The organism is Streptomyces sp. NPDC093544 (genome assembly GCF_040683495.1).
GTDB lineage: Bacteria > Actinomycetota > Actinomycetes > Streptomycetales > Streptomycetaceae > Streptomyces.
Genome location: NZ_JBFBEA010000047.1, coordinates 1 through 17,282 on the forward strand (window position 1 = coordinate 1; position 17,282 = coordinate 17,282).

At 70.0% G+C, this 17,282-nt stretch carries 18 protein-coding genes and 2 pseudogenes; 10 read left to right on the forward strand and 10 right to left on the reverse strand.

Annotated features, from left to right (window positions below):
- A pseudogene (locus tag AB0N66_RS40130) lies at nucleotides 1-1,271 on the forward strand (NF041680 family putative transposase); the annotation flags it as partial.
- An 8-nt stretch (nucleotides 1,272-1,279) separates the two neighbouring features.
- On the opposite strand, the gene AB0N66_RS40135 reads toward AB0N66_RS40130, so the two are convergent.
- Nucleotides 1,280-1,933 (reverse strand): response regulator transcription factor, encoded by a 654-nt coding sequence (locus AB0N66_RS40135; RefSeq protein WP_365445119.1) that lies wholly within the window; start codon nucleotides 1,931-1,933, stop codon nucleotides 1,280-1,282.
- A complete protein-coding gene (locus tag AB0N66_RS40140) occupies nucleotides 1,930-2,901 on the reverse strand; it encodes a HAMP domain-containing sensor histidine kinase (protein ID WP_365445122.1) in 972 nt (323 codons plus the stop codon). The genes AB0N66_RS40135 and AB0N66_RS40140 overlap by 4 nt, the downstream gene beginning before the upstream one ends.
- A 276-nt stretch (nucleotides 2,902-3,177) precedes the next feature.
- On the opposite strand from AB0N66_RS40140, the gene AB0N66_RS40145 reads away from it, so the two are divergent.
- Both AB0N66_RS40145 and AB0N66_RS40150 read left to right on the forward strand, forming a co-directional pair.
- Nucleotides 3,178-3,648: a TrkA C-terminal domain-containing protein gene (locus tag AB0N66_RS40145; protein WP_365445125.1), complete on the forward strand. Its 471-nt coding sequence runs from the start codon at nucleotides 3,178-3,180 to the stop codon at nucleotides 3,646-3,648.
- Between the two features lie 5 nt (nucleotides 3,649-3,653).
- Entirely contained in the window at nucleotides 3,654-4,904 is a 1,251-nt protein-coding gene (locus AB0N66_RS40150) for a cation:proton antiporter (protein WP_365445128.1), read from the forward strand.
- Between the two features lie 27 nt (nucleotides 4,905-4,931).
- Here AB0N66_RS40150 and AB0N66_RS40155 read toward each other — a convergent pair whose 3' ends face one another.
- Nucleotides 4,932-5,837, reverse strand: a complete 906-nt coding sequence (locus AB0N66_RS40155) for an AraC family transcriptional regulator (RefSeq protein ID WP_365445131.1) — start codon at nucleotides 5,835-5,837, stop codon at nucleotides 4,932-4,934.
- 164 nt (nucleotides 5,838-6,001) lie between these two features.
- Here AB0N66_RS40155 and AB0N66_RS40160 point away from each other — a divergent pair, with 164 nt between their 5' ends.
- Entirely contained in the window at nucleotides 6,002-6,760 is a 759-nt protein-coding gene (locus AB0N66_RS40160; RefSeq protein WP_365445134.1) for an SDR family oxidoreductase, read from the forward strand.
- Between the two features lie 114 nt (nucleotides 6,761-6,874).
- Nucleotides 6,875-7,300 carry a Rieske (2Fe-2S) protein gene (locus AB0N66_RS40165; protein WP_365445137.1) on the forward strand — a complete coding sequence of 142 codons (426 nt, stop codon included), beginning with the start codon at nucleotides 6,875-6,877 and terminating at the stop codon, nucleotides 7,298-7,300.
- Between the two features lie 53 nt (nucleotides 7,301-7,353).
- Here AB0N66_RS40165 and AB0N66_RS40170 read toward each other — a convergent pair whose 3' ends face one another.
- On the reverse strand, nucleotides 7,354-8,004 hold the full coding sequence (locus AB0N66_RS40170; RefSeq protein ID WP_365445140.1) for a cysteine hydrolase: 651 nt from the start codon (nucleotides 8,002-8,004) through the stop codon (nucleotides 7,354-7,356).
- Between the two features lie 212 nt (nucleotides 8,005-8,216).
- Here AB0N66_RS40170 and AB0N66_RS40175 point away from each other — a divergent pair, with 212 nt between their 5' ends.
- Nucleotides 8,217-8,684, forward strand: a complete 468-nt coding sequence (locus tag AB0N66_RS40175) for a pyridoxamine 5'-phosphate oxidase family protein (RefSeq protein ID WP_365445143.1) — start codon at nucleotides 8,217-8,219, stop codon at nucleotides 8,682-8,684.
- A 27-nt stretch (nucleotides 8,685-8,711) separates the two neighbouring features.
- On the opposite strand, the gene AB0N66_RS40180 is transcribed toward AB0N66_RS40175, so the two are convergent.
- On the reverse strand, nucleotides 8,712-9,614 hold the full coding sequence (locus AB0N66_RS40180) for a LysR family transcriptional regulator (RefSeq protein WP_365445146.1): 903 nt from the start codon (nucleotides 9,612-9,614) through the stop codon (nucleotides 8,712-8,714).
- A gap of 165 nt (nucleotides 9,615-9,779) precedes the next feature.
- Here AB0N66_RS40180 and AB0N66_RS40185 point away from each other — a divergent pair.
- Nucleotides 9,780-9,918 (forward strand): annotated as a pseudogene (locus AB0N66_RS40185) (EamA/RhaT family transporter); the annotation flags it as partial.
- A gap of 86 nt (nucleotides 9,919-10,004) precedes the next feature.
- On the opposite strand, the gene AB0N66_RS40190 reads toward AB0N66_RS40185, so the two are convergent.
- Nucleotides 10,005-11,336, reverse strand: a complete 1,332-nt coding sequence (locus tag AB0N66_RS40190) for an aminotransferase class I/II-fold pyridoxal phosphate-dependent enzyme (protein WP_365445149.1) — start codon at nucleotides 11,334-11,336, stop codon at nucleotides 10,005-10,007.
- 35 nt (nucleotides 11,337-11,371) lie between these two features.
- Here AB0N66_RS40190 and AB0N66_RS40195 point away from each other — a divergent pair, with 35 nt between their 5' ends.
- A complete protein-coding gene (locus AB0N66_RS40195) occupies nucleotides 11,372-12,061 on the forward strand; it encodes a pyridoxamine 5'-phosphate oxidase family protein (protein WP_365445152.1) in 690 nt (229 codons plus the stop codon).
- 82 nt (nucleotides 12,062-12,143) lie between these two features.
- Here the strand turns inward: AB0N66_RS40195 and AB0N66_RS40200 are convergent, their stop codons facing one another.
- From AB0N66_RS40200 to AB0N66_RS40210, 3 genes are all read right to left on the reverse strand, one after another.
- On the reverse strand, nucleotides 12,144-13,115 hold the full coding sequence (locus AB0N66_RS40200; RefSeq protein WP_365445155.1) for an EamA family transporter: 972 nt from the start codon (nucleotides 13,113-13,115) through the stop codon (nucleotides 12,144-12,146).
- A 231-nt stretch (nucleotides 13,116-13,346) separates the two neighbouring features.
- On the reverse strand, nucleotides 13,347-14,402 hold the full coding sequence (locus AB0N66_RS40205) for an EamA family transporter (protein ID WP_365445158.1): 1,056 nt from the start codon (nucleotides 14,400-14,402) through the stop codon (nucleotides 13,347-13,349).
- 91 nt (nucleotides 14,403-14,493) lie between these two features.
- Nucleotides 14,494-15,042 carry a Clp protease N-terminal domain-containing protein gene (locus AB0N66_RS40210; protein ID WP_365445161.1) on the reverse strand — a complete coding sequence of 183 codons (549 nt, stop codon included), beginning with the start codon at nucleotides 15,040-15,042 and terminating at the stop codon, nucleotides 14,494-14,496.
- A 219-nt stretch (nucleotides 15,043-15,261) separates the two neighbouring features.
- Here AB0N66_RS40210 and AB0N66_RS40215 point away from each other — a divergent pair, with 219 nt between their 5' ends.
- Nucleotides 15,262-15,429 carry a hypothetical protein gene (locus tag AB0N66_RS40215; protein WP_365445164.1) on the forward strand — a complete coding sequence of 56 codons (168 nt, stop codon included), beginning with the start codon at nucleotides 15,262-15,264 and terminating at the stop codon, nucleotides 15,427-15,429.
- Nucleotides 15,430-15,577: 148 nt separating this feature from the next.
- Complete coding sequence (locus AB0N66_RS40220) at nucleotides 15,578-16,006, forward strand: SRPBCC family protein (RefSeq protein ID WP_365445166.1); 429 nt, start codon at nucleotides 15,578-15,580, stop codon at nucleotides 16,004-16,006.
- A gap of 99 nt (nucleotides 16,007-16,105) precedes the next feature.
- Here AB0N66_RS40220 and AB0N66_RS40225 read toward each other — a convergent pair whose 3' ends face one another.
- Nucleotides 16,106-16,750, reverse strand: a complete 645-nt coding sequence (locus AB0N66_RS40225) for a PadR family transcriptional regulator (protein WP_266468033.1) — start codon at nucleotides 16,748-16,750, stop codon at nucleotides 16,106-16,108.
- Between the last annotated feature and the right edge of the window lie 532 nt (nucleotides 16,751-17,282).

The window sequence follows — 17,282 nt, forward strand, 5'->3', positions numbered from 1 at the left end:
GGCCATGGCGGGCTCTACGCCGCGGTGGCGCGTGGACGCATCGATGCCGGCCGGCTGCGGCGGGCACTGGCCGAAGTGCCACTGCCGCGGGCGGCCGACGGCCGGCTGGTCCTGGCCATCGACGTCACCGGCTGGCTGCGGCCCGCCGCTCACACCTCACCGCAGCGGATCCTGTGCCACACCTACGGCAGAGGCAAGGACCAGCACATCCCCGTCCCCGGGTGGCCCTACTCGATCATCTGCGCGCTCGAGCCGGGCCGCAGCTCATGGACCGCCCCGCTGGACGCGCTTCGTCTGGCGCCCGGGGACGACACCGCCACCGTCACCGCCCCGCAGCTGCGCGATCTGCTTCAGCGACTGATCGCAGCGGGGCAGTGGCAGGCGGGTGACCCGGACATCCTCATCGTCGCGGACGCCGGATACGACGCACCCCGCCTCGGCTTCCTCCTCAAAGACCTGCCGGTCCAGGTGCTGGCCAGGATGCGATCCGACCGAGTCCTGCGCAGGGCTGTCCCGCCCCGGCTGCCACACACCCAGGGCCGACCGCCCCGGCACGGCGGAGAGTTCGTCTTCGGGCAGCCTGACACCTGGCGCACCCCGGACACCGAAACCGTCACCGACACCCGCCTCTACGGAACCGCCAGGGCCCGGTCCTGGAACCGGTTGCACCCCAAGCTGACCTACCGCGCTTCCTGGGCAGCCGCCGACGGAACCCTCCCGATCGTCGAAGGGACGGTGATCCGCCTGGACATCGGCCACCTGCCCAGCGGAGCACACCGAAGCCGGTCTGGCTGTGGTGGTCAGACACCGCTGCCACCCCGGCGGACGCCGACCGTCTCTGGCAGGCATACCTGCGACGCTTCGACATCGAGCACACCTTCCGCCTGTTCAAACAGACCCTCGGCTGGACCTCCCCGAAAATCCGCACCCCTGAGGCGGCCGACCGCTGGACCTGGCTGATCCTCGCTGCCTACACCCAACTGCGGCTCACCCGCCCACTCGCAGCCGACCGGCGTCGCCCCTGGGAGAAACCCAGTTCCCCGGACAGGCTCACCCCCGCCCGAGTCCGCCGCGATTTTCGGCACATCCGCCCACAAGCGGCCTGCCCGGCCCAAGCACCGAAACCTTCTCGTCCGGGCCCCGGACGGCCACCGGGCCAAAAGAACACCCGGCCGACACCCCGCCACGACGTGCACACACCCCGCAAAACACCAACAGCGAAACAGCGAACGACGAAATCAACCACCCCACGACCACGCCGCACAGGTTAAAGATCAAGCTAGGCCTCGATGAGGCCGACGCGGATGGCGTAGCGGGTGAGTTCCAGGCGGTCGCGCAGGCCGAGTTTCTGGAGGAGGTTGGCCCGGTGGCGTTCGACGGTTTTGGCGCTGATGACGAGGAGGCGGGCGATCTCCTTGGAGCTGTGGCCCTCGGCGACGAGTTTGAGGATCTCCTCCTCGCGGTCGGTGATCGGCCGGGCTTGCAGCCTGTCGCCGGTGCGGGCGCGGTCGAGGTAGGTGCGGATGACGGTGGTCTCGGCGCCGGGGTAGATGAAGGGCTCGTCACGCAGGGCGGCGCGGCAGGCTTCGACGAGGTCGCGGTCGGCGACGGATTTCGGGACGTATCCGGAGGCGCCTGCTTTGAGGGCTTCGAAGAAGTACTGCTCGTTGTCGTACATCGTCAGCATCAGGATGCGCAGGTCGGGGCGGATGCGGGTGAGTTCACGGGCTGCCTGCAGTCCGGTCCTGCGGGGCATGGCGATGTCGAGTATGGCCAGGTCGATGTCGTGGGCGTGGGCCTGAGCGATGGCTTCGGCGCCGTCGGAGGCCTCGGCCACGACCGTCAGGTCCGGCTCGGCGTCCAGGATGAGGCGGACGCCGCTGCGTACGAGGGCGTGGTCGTCGGCGAGCAGGATGCGGGCCGGTCCGGTCATCGCGCGTTCTCCTGGCTGGGTTCGTCGGCTGTGTCGGCCGTGACGTTCAGGCGTATCTCGGCGCCGCCGTGGGGGCCTGTGCCGATGTGGAGGTCGGCGCCGATGAGGAGGGCGCGTTCGCGCATGCCGCTGATGCCCGCGCCTTCCGGCATGGCCCCGATTCCCCTCCCGTTGTCGCGGACCAGCAGTCCCATCTGGGCGTCGGGCAGGGGACGCAGGTGGACCTCGACCCGGGTCGCGCGAGCGTGGCGTGCGGTGTTGGTGAGCCCTTCCTGGGCGATGCGGTAGAGAACGAGCTCGGTTGCCGGGCCGAGGTGGGGCAGGCCGGGGGTGATGTGCGCGGTCGCGCTCAGCCGGGAGGTGGTGAACTCGGCGGTCAGGGCGCGCAGGGCGCTGTGCAGGCCGAGTTCTTCCAGGACGCCGGGGCGCAGACGGCGGGCGATGCGGCGTATCTCGTCCAGTCCGGCACGGGTGGTCTCCTGCGCGTGGCGGAGGTCTTCGCGTACGGACCGGGGGGCGTGGTCGGCCGCGTGCTTGAGCTGGAGCAGGACGGCGGTGAGGGTCTGCCCGACCTCGTCGTGGAGTTCCCGGGCGAGGCGCTGGCGTTCGGCTTCCTGCGCGGACAGTGCCCTGCCGGAGCTGATGGCGCGTTCCGCCTCCAGTCGGCCGAGCATGGCGTTGAAGGTCGTGGTGAGTTCGGTGATCTCGCCCGGGCCGGTGACGGTGGCGCGACTGCCCGGCTTGAGGAGGTCGACGGTGCCCATGGCACGGGTCAGCCGGGCCAGGGGCGCGAGTCCGATCCGCAGCAGGACGGCGTTCGCGATCAGCATCACCACCAGCCCGGCGATCAGAACGAGAGCTTCGCCGAGCAGCACCGGGGTGGAAACGGTGACCGGACCCAGAAGCAGCAGGACCGCCACGACGAGCACGGCCGCGTTGAGGAGGAAAGTCCTCCAGTACAGCGACATGATCGTGTGCTCCTTTCCCTGCGGTCCTCACCTCCACTGTCTCCTGCCGCCGCCGATCGACCCCATTCGGGGCTCTGGCCTGCGACGGGACCTACTGCCCCGGACCACTCTGACCGTCCTGGGCGGGCCGTGTCCATCCGTGCTGACACCCATATCGCCGGCCTGTTCTCAACTGGCAGCATGGGCACCCGCGGCGCCGGAGCACCTGCCTTTTCGGCCCCGCGCCGCACCACCGTCGCGAAGAACATGGAGGGAGGGGTTTTGCCTGCTCCGCGGATGAGCGCCACACCCTTGCCGGGGATCGGCGTCCAGTACGACCTCACCACGCGGGAGCACCGCCACCTGTCGGTGATCGCGCATCGGGACGGGACCCGGACGGTGAACATCTACCGCGCCGACGACCCGGACGCGTGCGCCCAGTCGTTGCATCTGACGGAGCCCGAGACGGCCTCGCTGATCAATGTGCTGTCGCCCGCCCATCACAGCCCGAACCTGCTGTCCACCACGGAACTGGGGCTGGTGGCCGAGCGGATCGAGCTGTCTTCGGTCTCCTACTGGAACGGGCGGCTGCTGGGCGAGACCCGGATGCGTACCGCGACCGGCGCCTCGATCGTCGCGGTGCTGCGCCGGGCGGAGGCCATCCCGTCCCCCGCCCCGGACTTCCGGCTGGCCGGCGGCGACACCCTCATCGTGATCGGTACCCGCGAGGGCGTCGAGGCCGCGGCGACGATACTCGGACGGGAGTGAGCCCGGTGCACTCCTCCGCGATGTTCCTGATCGAGTTCGGCGCCATCATCCTGGCCCTCGGGCTGCTCGGCCGGTTCGCCGGACGCTTCCAGTTCTCACCGATACCGCTGTATCTGCTGGCCGGGCTCGCCTTCGGCGAGGGCGGGCTGCTGCCCCTGGGTACCAGCGAGGAGTTCGTGGCGATCGGCGCCGAGATCGGCGTCATCCTGCTGCTGCTCATGCTCGGCCTGGAGTACACGGCGACCGACCTGGTCTCCAACCTGAAGACCCAGTACAAGGCGGGCGTGGTGGACGCCGCCCTGAACGCCTTGCCGGGTGCCGCGATGGCGCTGCTGCTCGGCTGGGGCCCGGTGGCCGCCGTCGTGCTGGCCGGAGTCACCTGGATCTCCTCCTCCGGCGTCATCGCCAAGGTCCTCGGCGACCTGGGCAGGCTCGGCAACCGCGAGACCCCGGTCATCCTGAGCATCCTGGTCCTCGAAGACCTGTCGATGGCCGTCTATCTGCCGATCGTGACTGCCCTGTTGGCCGGCACCGGTCTGGCGGCGGGCAGCGTCACGCTGGCCATAGCCCTGGCGGCCGCCGGACTCGTGCTGTTCGTCGCGGTCCGCTACGGCCGGATCATTTCCCGTTTCGTCTCCAGCGACGACCCGGAGAAGCTGCTGCTGGTCGTCCTCGGCCTTACTCTGCTGGTCGCCGGACTGGCCCAGCAGCTCCAGGTCTCCGCGGCGGTGGGCGCGTTCCTGGTCGGCATCGCGCTGTCCGGTGAGGCCGCCGAGGGCGCCCACGGACTGCTCTCGCCCCTGCGCGACCTGTTCGCCGCCGTGTTCTTCGTCTTCTTCGGACTGCACACCGACCCTGCAAGCATCCCGCCCGTACTGCTGCCCGCGCTCGCCCTGGCAGCCGTCACCGCCTGCACGAAGATCGCCACCGGCTACTGGGCCGCCGGCCGTGCCGGGATCTCCGCCAAGGGCCGCTGGCGGGCGGGCGGCACTCTGGTGGCCCGCGGCGAGTTCTCCATCGTCATCGCGGGCCTCGCCGTCACCTCCGGCATCGAACCCTCCCTCGGCCCGCTGGCCACCGCGTACGTCCTGATCCTGGTCGTCCTCGGCCCCCTCACCGCCCGCTACACGGAACCGGCCGCCGGCTGGATCATCCATCGCCGCAACCCGCCCGGGCCGCAGCCGGCGACGGTGCCCTCCGTGGAAGGGGCTCTGGAGACGGTCCAGGATGCTCGTCACGCCGGGCGACCTGAGTGATGCGACGTAACGTGACGTCACATCACGTCACGGAAGGGCTCCGGCAGGGGTGGGGACCGCATGGCGCAGACCTGCGGTGTCCTGGCTGGGTGGTGCGCCGAACTGGCGTCGGTACTCCCGGCTGAACTGTGACGGGCTGTCGTAGCCGACGCGATGACCGACCCCGGTGATGTCACCGGGGTGGGTGGCCAGCAGCAGCCGGGCCTCCTGCAACCGGATCTGCTTCTGGAACTGGATGGGGCTCATCGCGGTCACCGCCTGAAAGTTCCGGTAGAAGGCGGAGACGCTCATACCGGACAGCTGCGCCACGTCCTCGACCCGGAACGGCTGCGCGTAGTGCTCGCGGATCCACCGCACCGCTCGCGCGATGTGGCTGAGGCCGCTGTCGGCCAGGCCGAGTTGGCGCACGATGCCGCCCTGCTCGCCGGTGATCAGCCGCCACAGGATCTCGCGTTTGACCAGCGGGGCGAGCACTGTCCGGTCGTGTGGCTCATCGAGTAGGCGCAACAGTCGGACAACGGCGTCCAGCAGCGGACCCGGAGCGTCGCTGACCGCGATACCCGCCGCGGCGCTCCTGCCCGTACGAGGAGTGTCTCCCGGCCCGGCCTGCAACAGCAGCTCCGCGACGGCGGACGGCTCCAGCGTGAGCCCGAATCCCAGTGCCGGACGCTCGGGGCTTGCCTCGGTGAAGTGACCCGTGACCGGCAGGTCCACCGATGCGACGAGGTACTGCCCGGCACGGTATGCGAACACCCTCTCGCCCAGTGCGAGGTGTTTGGCGCCCTGGGCGATGACCGCCAGCACCGTGCCGGACATCGACGGCGCCGGCGGATGGGGCCGCTCGACTTTCGAGATGAGTACGCCGTCGATGGCGGTCGTCCAGTCGGGCCGCGCGTGCCGGTCCAGCAAGGTGCACAGCTCGTCGAGGTACATGCCTCCATTGCAGCACGCGGCCGGTCGCCAGCTCCCGTTCTGGGGAGGATCGTGCAAGCGTCCGCGAGCATCGTTCTAACGTTTCCGCAGGTCACGGCAGTTGAATGGAACCAGTGGCCCGCGCCGGGCCCCGATGGACGATCTACCGCACAGGAGGAAACATCATGAAGGTCGCAGTCATCACAGGTGCCGGCTCCGGTATCGGGCGGAGCGCGGCGATTCAGCTCGCCAAGCGCGGAACCGGCGTCATCCTGACCTACAGCCGCAACCCGCGAGGAGGGCTGGAGACAGCTGCCGCGATCGAGAAGGAAGGCGGCACGGCCGTCGCACTGCCGCTGGACGTCGGTGAGAGCGGCACCTTCCCGGCCTTCCGCGAGTCCGTCGTCGACGCGCTCCGCGAGACCTGGCAGCGCGACACGTTCGACTACCTGGTCAACAACGCCGGCTTCGCGCATACGTCGATGCTGGAGGACACCACCGAGGAGACCTTCGACAGGTTGATGCGAGTCCTGCTCAAGGGGCCGTACTTCCTGACACAAAGGCTGCTGCCGCTGATGGAGGACGGCGGAGCCGTCGTCAACACGAGCAGCAACTCGGCGATGACGTCCGGCCTGGAGCCCGGCTACTCGGCCTACGCGTCGATGAAGGGCGGCCTGAACGTGCTGACCCGCTACATGGCAAAGGAGTTCAGCACGCGAGGCATCCGCGTCAACGCCGTTTCACCGGGCGCGACCCGCACCCGGCTCGCCGACGACGCCTTCGAACGGTTCCCCGAGGTCATCCCGGCCCTCGCCGCGAAGACCGCTCTGGGCCGGGTCGGCGAACCCGACGACATCGGCATGCTGATCGCCACCCTGCTCTCCGAGGAGGGCGCCTGGGTCACCGCCCAGAACATCGAGGTGTCGGGCGGCTACAACCTGTAGTCCGGCCCACCGCATCTCGATCGCGTCAAGAAGACCGCTCACCCTGAACAGCGCCCGCGATCAGGCCGTACCCCTGTGCGAATCGACATTTCGCACGGTAAAGGGGAAGTCAGCATGACCAGCGAATCGCTTCAGCCCGTCTCAGCGCCGTCCCGCCGCACAGTCGTGGCAGCGGTGGGCGCGACGGGAATCGCCGTCGCGCTGACCGCCTGCGGGTCGGAGAGCGAGTCCTCCGGCTCCGCCGCTGCCGCGGGTACCGTTCTCGCGAAGACCTCGGACATTCCCGAGGGCGGCGGCAAGGTCTTCGAGGCAGAGGGCGTGGTGGTGACCCAGCCGGCTGCGGGCACGTACAAGGCGTTCTCGTCGAAGTGCACCCATCAGGGCTGTGCCGTGAAGGGCATCGCGAACAACGTCATCACCTGTCCGTGCCACAAAAGCGAGTTCTCCGCCACGGACGGCAGCGTGAAGAAGGGCCCGGCGACCCAGCCCCTGGCCGCCGCGAGCATCACGGTGGACGGGGACTCGATCACCCTGGCGTGAACCGGGGCAGGGTTCAGTGAACCGGGGCGAAGTTCCTTGAACCGAGCCGGACTTCACGTCCGGGGGACGCGACGCGGCCGCTTGAAGCAGGCCAGTACGTCGTCGGTCGACGTGATCGTGGCGACCAGGGAGAGCGTGTTACGGACCATCGCGGGGGTGTAGTCGGCGGGCACCCCCGCGATGGCGTCGGCGGGCACCACGGCCGTGTAGCCGCGGTTCACGGCGTCGAACACGGTGTTGGGAATGGCCACGTTGGCCGAGACGCCCGTCACGACCAGCGCGCGACAGCCCAAGTTGCGCAGCAGCGCGTCGACATCGGTGCCCGTGATCGGTGACAGTCCGTGCAGACGCCGTACGACGAAGTCCTCCTCGGCGACCTCGATGGGCGGCACGATCCGCACCGCAGTGGTCCCTGTCAACTGCTGTACGGGGAGCCGCTCGGCCGCACGGAACAGCCTGGCGTTGCGATTTGCGCCCCGGCCGTCCGGGCGGCGCTCGGCGATCGCGTGGATGACCTGCACGCCGCTCTCGTGCGCGGCGGCGACCAGCCTCGCGACGTTCGCCAGCGCCCCCGACGACCTTGCCTCCTTGGCGAGTTCGGGCAGCGCGCTGTCCTGCCCCACGACACCCTGCTGGCACTCGACGGTGAGCAGCACCGTGGTGACGGGGTCGAGGAGTTCACTGAGCTGTTCGTACGACGGCATGGCTCCCCCTGATCGCGGGTGGTCAAAGCGGTGGGACTGTCGGAGCGGCGAGACTGTCGGAGCGGGCGAGAGTAACGACCATTGCGCCAGGACGGAAGAGAGCCCATGGTTTCCTGACGAGCCGTCAGATACTGTCGGGTGCCGTCAGGTACGAAATCCCGCCGTGTATGCCGGAGGAAGTACGCCGGGTACGTCGCAGAAGAGGGGACCGCATGGCCGTCACTCAGCGCCGGGGCCGGAGGATCATGATGACGCCCGGCGAGCTGGACGAGTTCCTGAGCACCCGGCGCACCTGCCGCGTCGCGACCGTCTCCGCGGACGGCGCCCCGCACGCGAGCACCCTCTGGTTCGTCTGGGACGGCACCTCGCTCTGGCTGTACTCGATCACCCGCAGCAAACGCTGGGCCGACCTGCGCCGCGATCCGCGCGTGGCCGTGGTCGTCGACGCCGGAGAGGAGTACGACGAACTGCGGGGCGCCGAGCTGTCCGGCACCGTCGAGTTCGTCGGCGAGGTGCCTCGTACGGGCGAGGCCTGCGCCGAACTCACAGCGGTGGAGCGCCTGTTCGCCCGGAAGAACTTCGGCATCGACGAGATGCCGCACGACGGCAGGCACGCGTGGCTGCGACTGACGCCGGACGTGATCGCTTCCTGGGACTTCCGGAAGCTCGCCGAGCTGTAACTCACCTCCTCCCGCGCCTCACCCGGCTCAGACCACAGCCCTCCCCGCCCTGCGCAGCGCCTCCACCGCCGCCCTGATCGACGGCCGCCGGTCGGCGTCCTCGCGCCACACCGCGTGCACATACCGGTGGACGCGATGCCGCACCGGCACGGCCCGCACCCCGGCCGGCATCGGACCGCGGCCGAGGCGGGGCGCGACGCAGACACCCAACCCTGCGGCAACCAGGGCAAGTTGGGTGTGATGCTCACCGGCGAGATGGGCGATGCGGGGCTCTATCCCCTTGGCGCGCAGCGTGTACACAAGCCACTCGTGACAGAACTCACCCTCGGGCCAGGAGATCCACTCGTCGTCCGCGAACTCCTCCAGGTCGACCGTGTCCCGGTCGGCGAGCGGGTGCCCCTCGGGCATCGCGACGTCCGCGGGATCGTCGAGGAGCGTGGCCTTGACCAGACCTTCGGGCACGGGAAGGGGCTTGTTGTACCAGTCGAGCACGACAGCCAGGTCGAGGTCACCCCGGACCAGACCTGCGACCCCGTCCTCGGGCTCCAGCTCCCGCGAACGCACCCGCAGCCCCGGATGCTCGGCCCGCAGCGCACCGAGCACGGCGGGGAACAGCCCACGCGCGGCCGTCGGGAACGCGGCCAGCCGCAGCTCGCCCACCACTTGCCCGCGCTGCGCCTCCAGGTCGGACCGCGCGAGCTCGACCTGGGACAGGATCCGCGCGGCATGGTCGGCAAGCAGTCTTCCGGCGTCGGTGAGGCGCACCCCCCGCCCGTTCTTGGCGAGCAGCTGCTGCCCCACCTCGCGCTCCAGCTTGGACATCTGCTGAGAGACGGCCGACGTGGTGACGTGCAGCCCGTCGGCAGCGCCGCTCACCGAGCCATGCCGGGCGAGGGCGTCGAGAGTACGCAGGCGCTCCAGATTCAACACGTAAGCAATGCTACGAGATACTGGACGAGTAATCTCGCCTCTGCTACGAGATTGTTCTGGCTCATCGTCGGATCCATGAGCACCGTCGCCGCTCCCCGCACCGGCACCGCGACCGACGAGAGTCCCCGCCGCCGCGCCGCCCTCGACTGGCGGATCCGCTTCCGCGGCGCCGGCCACTCGCACCTGTCGATGACCGGCGCCCAGTTACTGCCGGCCACCACCCAACTAGCCCTCGTCACCCCCCCTGTTCAGCACCCTGCCGAGCCACTTCCCGCTCGTCCCGCTCCGCGCGATGGCATCCTTGGCACCCTCGGCACGTGCCTCGTGCGCTCATCGTCCTGGCAGAGGCATCGCTCGCCCAGTCCAAGGCACGCCGATGACTCGGCTCACTCACGCGTAATGGCGGGCGGACGCAGGCTCGACGGCGGAGGCGACCGCGTCCGCCAGCGGCTCGATGTCGCCCGGCGTGAGAGTGGAGACGGTGATCCGCAGACCGGGCGGCGCGCTCACCCGGAAACGGGCCCCGGGCGCCACAGCCCAGCCCGCGTGCAGCAGCCGCGCGACCGCCCCGGTCTCGTCCGGGACGGGAACCCACACGTTCATTCCGCTGCGCCCCCGCGCCGCGATACCCCGCTCTTCGAGGGCGTCGATCAGCGCGTCACGTCGCCGTTCGTACGAGGCCGCCACGGCCCGTGCGTCCACCGCGCCGCTGGTCCACAGATGCACGACCGCGCGCTGCAACAGGTGACTGACCCAGCCGGGGCCGAGCCGCTGCCGCCCGTGCACGCGGTCGAGGGTGACGGGATCCCCGGTCAGAACGGCGAGCCGCAGATCGGGCCCGTACGCCTTGGCGACGGAACGGACCAGCGCCCAGTGGCGGGTCGTACCGGCCAGCGGATGCAGCGGCAGGTCGACGATCCGGTGCCCGTGGTCGTCCTCGATGAGCAGGGTCCCGGGGTACTTCTTGAGCACGGAACGCAGGGCACGCGCACGCGTGGCGGTCACGGCGGCTCCCGTCGGGTTCTGGGCACGGCACGTGACGATCAGGGCCCGCGCACCGGCGTCCAGTGCGCGCCGTACGTCGTCGGGGACCGGGCCCTCGTCGTCGACACCCATGGCGACGACACGCAGTCCGAGCGCCGGCACGAGGTCGAGCAGACTGCCCCAGCCGGGATCCTCGACGGCGACCGCGTCCCCTGGCTTGAGATGGGTCACCAGCACGCGCTCGATGGCGTCGAGCGAACCGGAAGTGACGACGACAGGACCGTCGGGCACCGAGTCGGCGTCGAGTTCGGCACGCGCGAGCCGCGCCAACTCCGGTTCGACAGCCTCCTCCCCGTACATCACGGGCTCCCGGTCCGACCGCTCCGCCGCCACCGCGAACGCCTCGGCGAGGCCGGGCAGCAGCGTGCGATCGGGATTCCCGTCCACCAGATTCCGTACGCCGTCCGGCACACCGACCCGGATGTAGTCGCGCCCTGTCGTGGCCGGCTTGGAGCGGATACGACTGCCCCGGCGGCCCGCGGTCTCGATCACCCCGCGCTCCCGCAGCGTGCGATAGGCGGCCGCGACCGTATTGGGATTCACCCCGAGCTGCGCGGCCAACTCCCGCATGGGCGGCAGCAGTCGCCCCGGCTCCAACTCCCCTGATCCCACCGCACGCTCGACGCTCGCGGCAATCTCAGCTGCGCGACGCCCTTCGATCCGATACTCTCCTAGCACAAATAAGATTATGCACTAGTACAATGGAGAACGCAATGCCGGAGACGAGCACTCAGTCTGGGACACCGCAACCCGCCGCCTACACCCCGACAGACCGCACCGTCCCCACCCGTTCCGCGAAGCGCGCCGCGTACGACACGGAACTGGTCCACTCGATACTCGACGAGGGTTACGTCTGCCACCTCGGCTTCGTCCGCGACGGCGCCCCGGTCGTGCTCCCCACCCTGTACGGACGCGTAGGCGAGCGCCTCTACGTGCATGGTTCGACGGGCTCGCGCCCCCTGCGGATGACCGGCCAGGCCGATCCCGGACTGCCGGTCTGCCTGACCGTCACGCACGTGGACGGCCTGGTACTGGCCCGGTCCGCCTTCCACCACTCGATGAACTACCGCTCGGTGGTGGTGCACGGCATCGCCCACCAGGTGACGGACCCGGACGAGCGGCGGACGGCCCTGGACGCGCTCGTCGACCATGTCATCCCCGGCCGTTCGTCCGACTCGCGCCCCGCCAACGCCAAGGAGCTGGCAGCCACCGCCGTGATCCGCCTCGACCTGAACGAGGTCTCCGCGAAGCTCCGCACCGGCGGCCCGAACGACGAGCCCGAGGACCTCTCCCTCCCCCACTGGACCGGGGTTCTCCCCCTGACCAAGGGATACGGCGCCCCCATCCCCGCCGCGGACCTCGCCTCCGGCATCGAGGTGCCGGGCTACCTGGCATCACTGTGATGCTGGTGCACGGAACCACCAGAGAACCCCATAGCGCCGACGAGGGCAGGGCTGCTCCCGTCGGCGCTCCCCCGCAGTCACCTCAGATCAGCACCTTCTCCCCCAACCCCCCTTCCAGCTGACGTCGTCCGGCCGCCGCGCTCCGAGCCTCCGCCACCGCGAGCCCGGCGACCGACCCCAGCATCAGCAAGGTGCCCGCGAGCGTCGCCGTGGTGAGCCGTTCGCCGAGCAGTGCGACGGCCAGCACGGCGGCGCTCACCGGCTCCAGGAGCATGACCACGGAGACGGTCGCGGACCGCACGACAGCGGCCCCGGCGAAGTACAGGCCGTACGCCAGGGCCGTGGGGACGGCGGCGATGTACGCCAACAGGGCCAGGACGTGCGCCGGTTGGGCGGCGTGCGGGACCAGCCCCTCGGCCAGGCCGAACGGCAGCAGGCAGGCGGTGGTCACCGCGAAGGCCCAGACGGTCGTACTGGACGCGTCGGCCCCGCCGTCGCGCCCCCACCAGCGCGTGAGCAGGGTCATCACGGAGTACCCGGCCGCGGACACGACCGCGAGCACCACCCCGTAGGGGCGCACCGTCGCATCCCCGCTACCGAGCACCAGCACCGCGAGCCCGCACAACGCCCCGACGACAGCGGCCAGCCCGCCGCCTCCGAGCCGCTCACCCATGGTCAGCCGCGCCCCGAGCGCGATGAGTACGGGCCCGGCGCCCAGCGTGACAACGGTCGCCACGGCAAGGCCGGTCGCTTCTACGGCGGCGAAGTAGGCGGTCTGGAAGACGGCCAGCCCGAATCCCGTGACGCCGATCCGCAGGATCTTGCGGTTGAGCGGCTCACGCACGGCGGGCCTGGCCCGGCGGCGCGGCAACCGCACGGCGAGCAGCAGCGCGAGTCCGCCCGCGCAGCGCCAGAAGGAAAGGGCGATCGGCCCCACGTCACTGGCCCGGTAGATCAGCGACGCGGCCGCGCCCGCGGTGCCCCAGGCGGCACCGGCGACGATCAGATAGAGGAGGCCTCGCCCGATGGGCAGGCCGGAAACGGCATTCGACACGTGTTCTCTCCGCAGGGACGCAGAAGTTCAGGAAGGACCACGTCGCGGCCTGTGCACGGAGGCACAGACATACGGGAGGGTCCTCGGACTTCGTCTGCGGGCAGCACCGTCCCGCCCGGCGTCTCGGCCGGGCGCGGCACCCGGCGTCTCGGCCGGGCATGTACTCCGGAGGGCCCGCCTCAGGCGGCCGGAGGCGGAAGAACGAGTGCGTCCGAATGCATGACCGGCACCCTAGACGGCGTTCCCACGGGCCGACAACTCCCTTTCGGGGCTGTCCGGACCGTCCTCACTCGCGTCTCCGGCGACCGCACCCTTGGCGAGCGTTCCCTCCGCGACCGTACCCTCGGAAGCCTCGGCGGGCGCGGACGACTGCGCGATGAACGCGCCGATCAGCACCACCGCACCGCCGACGATCTGCGGCGCCGAGAGGTGCTCGCCGAGCAGCACCCAGGCGAGGACGGTCGCGATGACCGCTTCGAGGCAGGCCACGACGCCCGCGACCTGCGGCGAGAGCCTGCGCACGGAGAGCACTCCGGTGACGTAGGCGACGACGGTCGCGATCAGCACGATCCAGCCGAGGAGCAACGAGGCGGCGACGGCGGTGCCGTCCATCTCCGCGGTGCCTCCGAGCACGGACCAGTCCATGTTCCAGGGGCGGGAGACGACGGTCAGCACGAAGGCGCCGACGAGCAGGCCGTACGCGATGACACCGAGCGGGGCGGGGGCCTTGTCCCCCGCGTCGCTTCCCTGGTCGGACAGGACGAAGTAGCCGACCTGGCAGCAGGCGGCACCCAGCGCGAGCAGCAGTCCGACGACGTCGAAGCTCAGCCCCGACCACACCTCGACCACGCAGGCGAGGCCGCCGACCGCGAGGACGACCCCGAGAGCCGCGGCGCGCGTCACGGGCCGGCGCTGCACGAACCGCACCCAGCCGAGCACGAGGGCGGGCGCGAGGTACTCGACGAGCAGCGCGACCCCGACAGGGATCCGGGAGATCGCGGCGAAGTAGCAGGCCTGCACACCGGCCACGGCGAGCAGTCCGAACCCGGCGAGCAGCGCGGGATGGCTGCGCAGCAGGCTTCGGTGACGTACGGCCAGCGGCAGCATGACCAGCGCGGCGCCCGCGACCCTCAGCCACACCACGTGCAGCGGATCCAGACCCGCCTCGATCAACGGCTTGGCCGCGACACCCGATCCGCCGAAGGCGACCGCCGACGTCAGCGCGAGACCCAGGCCGACACCTCTTCCGCGGTTGCCCTGACTCCCCTGAGACGTATGCACCGGCACATGATGACAGGCGGCGACATGAGCGTCACCCCCAATGACACCTGTCTCAACGACTGGACGTCGCCGCGCCGTCGGCCCACCTACCGCGAACTCAGAATCCCGCGTCGCCCCCGCCTGCGTACTCCTCGAACCCGGCCTGGATCCGCACCAGCACCGCTCCGATATCCACACCCGCACGCCCGAGCACCTCGACAGCCCGCGACTGGGGATCGACGAGGACCACCGCCAGCAGATCGACACCGCGAGCCCGCTCGTCGCCGCGCAGAACGGCCCGCTCGCATGCTTCCTCCATGGCGCCGGCCGCCGCCGGAGACCAGCCCGCCTCGGGCACCATCGGCACGGCACCGGAGTCCTCGACGGTGCTCTGCCAGCGCAGCCCGTAGCCGATGCTGCGCTGCACGAGGTAGCCGAGCAGCCGGGCCACCTGCGGTCCGCTGTCGAAGACCGCGCGCACCTCGGGGTCGGATTCCAGCAGTGAATGCAGCAGATGGGCCGTGTCGATCTGCTTGTCCCCGTCCCGCAGCGCTCTCCTGCGCGCACCGGCGACCATCGAGGCAAGCTCGGCGCTGAGCCTGACATCGAGTTCGATGCGGTGCGGGCCGCTCTCGGCGGCGGGCTGTTGAGGGATACGGGATGGCACAACCCCTACCCCATCAGTCCCTGCGAGCCGGGTCATCCCCGGCGGGCACCATTCTCACGTCCGACACAAGGTGGGCATGCCCGCACGGGTTCTCCTCCTTACGGATGACATCGCGCCGTTTCATCCCCTGGGGCGCGCGCCCCCTTGCTTCGCGCCCCGTACGCAACCGGGACGCTCCGGCGCTCGTCCCTCAGGGACATGGAGAGCAGGTGCTGGCTGGTGGCCCTGTCTGCGGTCGACGGCAGGCAGTACGTGTACCGGGTGTACGCCCCTGAGGACGCACTGCTCGCCGACCTGTTCTGGGAAGCGTGGCACTGCCACGACGAAGGGCCCTTCCCGCGCGCATGGGACCTGTTCGACGCGGCGGTGATAGAGCGGGTGGGCTGAGATCCGGCGACGGACTCTCGTTCGAGACGGCACCCGCACTCCACAATTCCTGACGGTTCATCAGTATTGAATGTTGAGGGACCTGCGGCTACCTTCCGCGACACCGTAGCTGCGCCGGGCGCAGCGCCCGACACAAAGGGGTGGCCGCATGGCCGAAGTCAGCGCGGAAGCACGCATCGAGGCGCCCGCCGAGAAGGTCTGGGCACAGCTCACGGACTTCTCCTCGTACGGCGAGTGGAACTCGACCCACACCAGCTTCCCGAAGGGCGGCCCCGCCTCGCTCGAGACCGGCGCCACCTTCGAGGAGAACATGAAGCTCATGGGCTTCCCGGCCGAGGTCAACTGGACCATCGACGAGCTGGAACCCGCCCGCACACTCGCCATCAGCGGCAAGGGCCCGATGGCGGTGAACGTCACCACCCGCTACACCCTGACCCCCGACGGCGAGGCCACGAGGGTACGCATCGACGGGGAGTTCACCGGCGCGGCCGTCTCCCTGATGGCGGGCAAGCTCAAGGACTCGGCGACGGCCGCCCTCGACGAGTCGCTGCGCAAGCTCGCCGGGCTGGTGACCTGAGCGCACGACTGCCGCACGCAGAAAAGCGCCCCGCGGAAAGGCTTCCGCGGGGCGCCTTGAGGTACGACAGCACGCTGTCGTCGACCTCGTCGGTTCTCGTCAGTCCTCGTCAGCGAGGATCAGGTACAGCTTCTTACGGGTTTCGTTGATGACCGCCAGCGCCTTGTCGCGCTGGTCCTTGCTGCCGGTCTTCCAGACCTGCCCGAAGGCTTCCATGAGGCCGAAGCCGGCCTGCCGGATCTCGTGCAGCGTCTCCCAGTCGACCCCGCGCCCGGCCTCTTCCCAAGGCGCGTCGGGACCCTCGTCGGCCGCAGTGCGGCCGGCCTCGGTGAGCGAGAACAGCTTCTTGCCGCCCTCGGCCGCACTGGTGATCAGGCCCTCGTCCTCCAGCAGCTGAAGGGTCGGATACACCGAACCCGGGCTGGGCTTCCACGCCCCGCCGCTGCGCTCGGCGATCTCCTGGATCATCTCGTAACCATGCATGGGCCGGTCCTTGAGCAGAGCCAGGATCGACGCGCGCACGTCGCCGCGCCGCGCCCTCCCCCTCGGCCCGCCCCGGCCGCCACGTCCACCCCAGGGACCAGGGCCGAAGCCCGGTCCACCGAAGCCGGGGCCACCGGGACCACCCGGTCCGAAGGGCCCGAAAGCCCCACGTCGCCCCTCGAAGCCGCCCCGACCCCGATGGCCGGACCCGCCTTGTCCCTGTCCACGCTCGTATCCGAATTCCTGTCCATGGGAACGCATCGCAATCACTCCATTCCATCGTTGATCGGTCGCGATGCGTCAACGATATATCGGAACAGCTCGCCTGGCAACCCCGTGGGGAGCGTGTCTGTCATGGATGGTGAGGCCGCCCGCCCTCCGACGTCGCGTAGGTGGGGCTGCGCCTCGATGAGGATCCCGAAGGGGTCGGCGGAGTGGTCTTCGACCAGACCGATGAAGGCCGATCTGACCCCGGAGCGGTCGCCGCTAAAGTCCCGGAGACGTACGCGTCGACAGCTGCACGGAAGCCGACGACCAGGTCGACATCAGAATTCCGCCCCGCATCATCAAGGCTCAGCGCCACCACCGAAACCTCATTCCCCGCCGTGACTGACGCCCGGTCAGGGATGCCTTCTACTTCGCCTTCCACCCCGCCCGCGAACACGAACGCCTCTGCCCCCCGACCAGCCGGCACGACTACGACCACACGGCCTGACCAGCGATGATCCCCTCAGAAGAGCTACGCCCATCGCTCATTGCACAGCTGGAATTTGTTTCCGATCCTGGTGGCGGC

What these genes read in the sequence shown, in the direction of transcription:
- AB0N66_RS40135 (WP_365445119.1), bottom strand. Translation starts at nt 1,933, where the DNA reads ATGACCGGACCGGCCCGCATCCTGCTCGCCGACGACCACGCCCTCGTA.
- AB0N66_RS40140 (WP_365445122.1), bottom strand. Translation starts at nt 2,901, where the DNA reads ATGTCGCTGTACTGGAGGACTTTCCTCCTCAACGCGGCCGTGCTCGTC.
- AB0N66_RS40145 (WP_365445125.1), top strand. Translation starts at nt 3,178, where the DNA reads ATGAGCGCCACACCCTTGCCGGGGATCGGCGTCCAGTACGACCTCACC.
- AB0N66_RS40155 (WP_365445131.1), bottom strand. Translation starts at nt 5,837, where the DNA reads ATGTACCTCGACGAGCTGTGCACCTTGCTGGACCGGCACGCGCGGCCC.
- AB0N66_RS40160 (WP_365445134.1), top strand. Translation starts at nt 6,002, where the DNA reads ATGAAGGTCGCAGTCATCACAGGTGCCGGCTCCGGTATCGGGCGGAGC.
- AB0N66_RS40165 (WP_365445137.1), top strand. Translation starts at nt 6,875, where the DNA reads ATGACCAGCGAATCGCTTCAGCCCGTCTCAGCGCCGTCCCGCCGCACA.
- AB0N66_RS40170 (WP_365445140.1), bottom strand. Translation starts at nt 8,004, where the DNA reads ATGCCGTCGTACGAACAGCTCAGTGAACTCCTCGACCCCGTCACCACG.
- AB0N66_RS40175 (WP_365445143.1), top strand. Translation starts at nt 8,217, where the DNA reads ATGGCCGTCACTCAGCGCCGGGGCCGGAGGATCATGATGACGCCCGGC.
- AB0N66_RS40195 (WP_365445152.1), top strand. Translation starts at nt 11,372, where the DNA reads ATGCCGGAGACGAGCACTCAGTCTGGGACACCGCAACCCGCCGCCTAC.
- AB0N66_RS40220 (WP_365445166.1), top strand. Translation starts at nt 15,578, where the DNA reads ATGGCCGAAGTCAGCGCGGAAGCACGCATCGAGGCGCCCGCCGAGAAG.
- AB0N66_RS40225 (WP_266468033.1), bottom strand. Translation starts at nt 16,750, where the DNA reads ATGCGTTCCCATGGACAGGAATTCGGATACGAGCGTGGACAGGGACAA.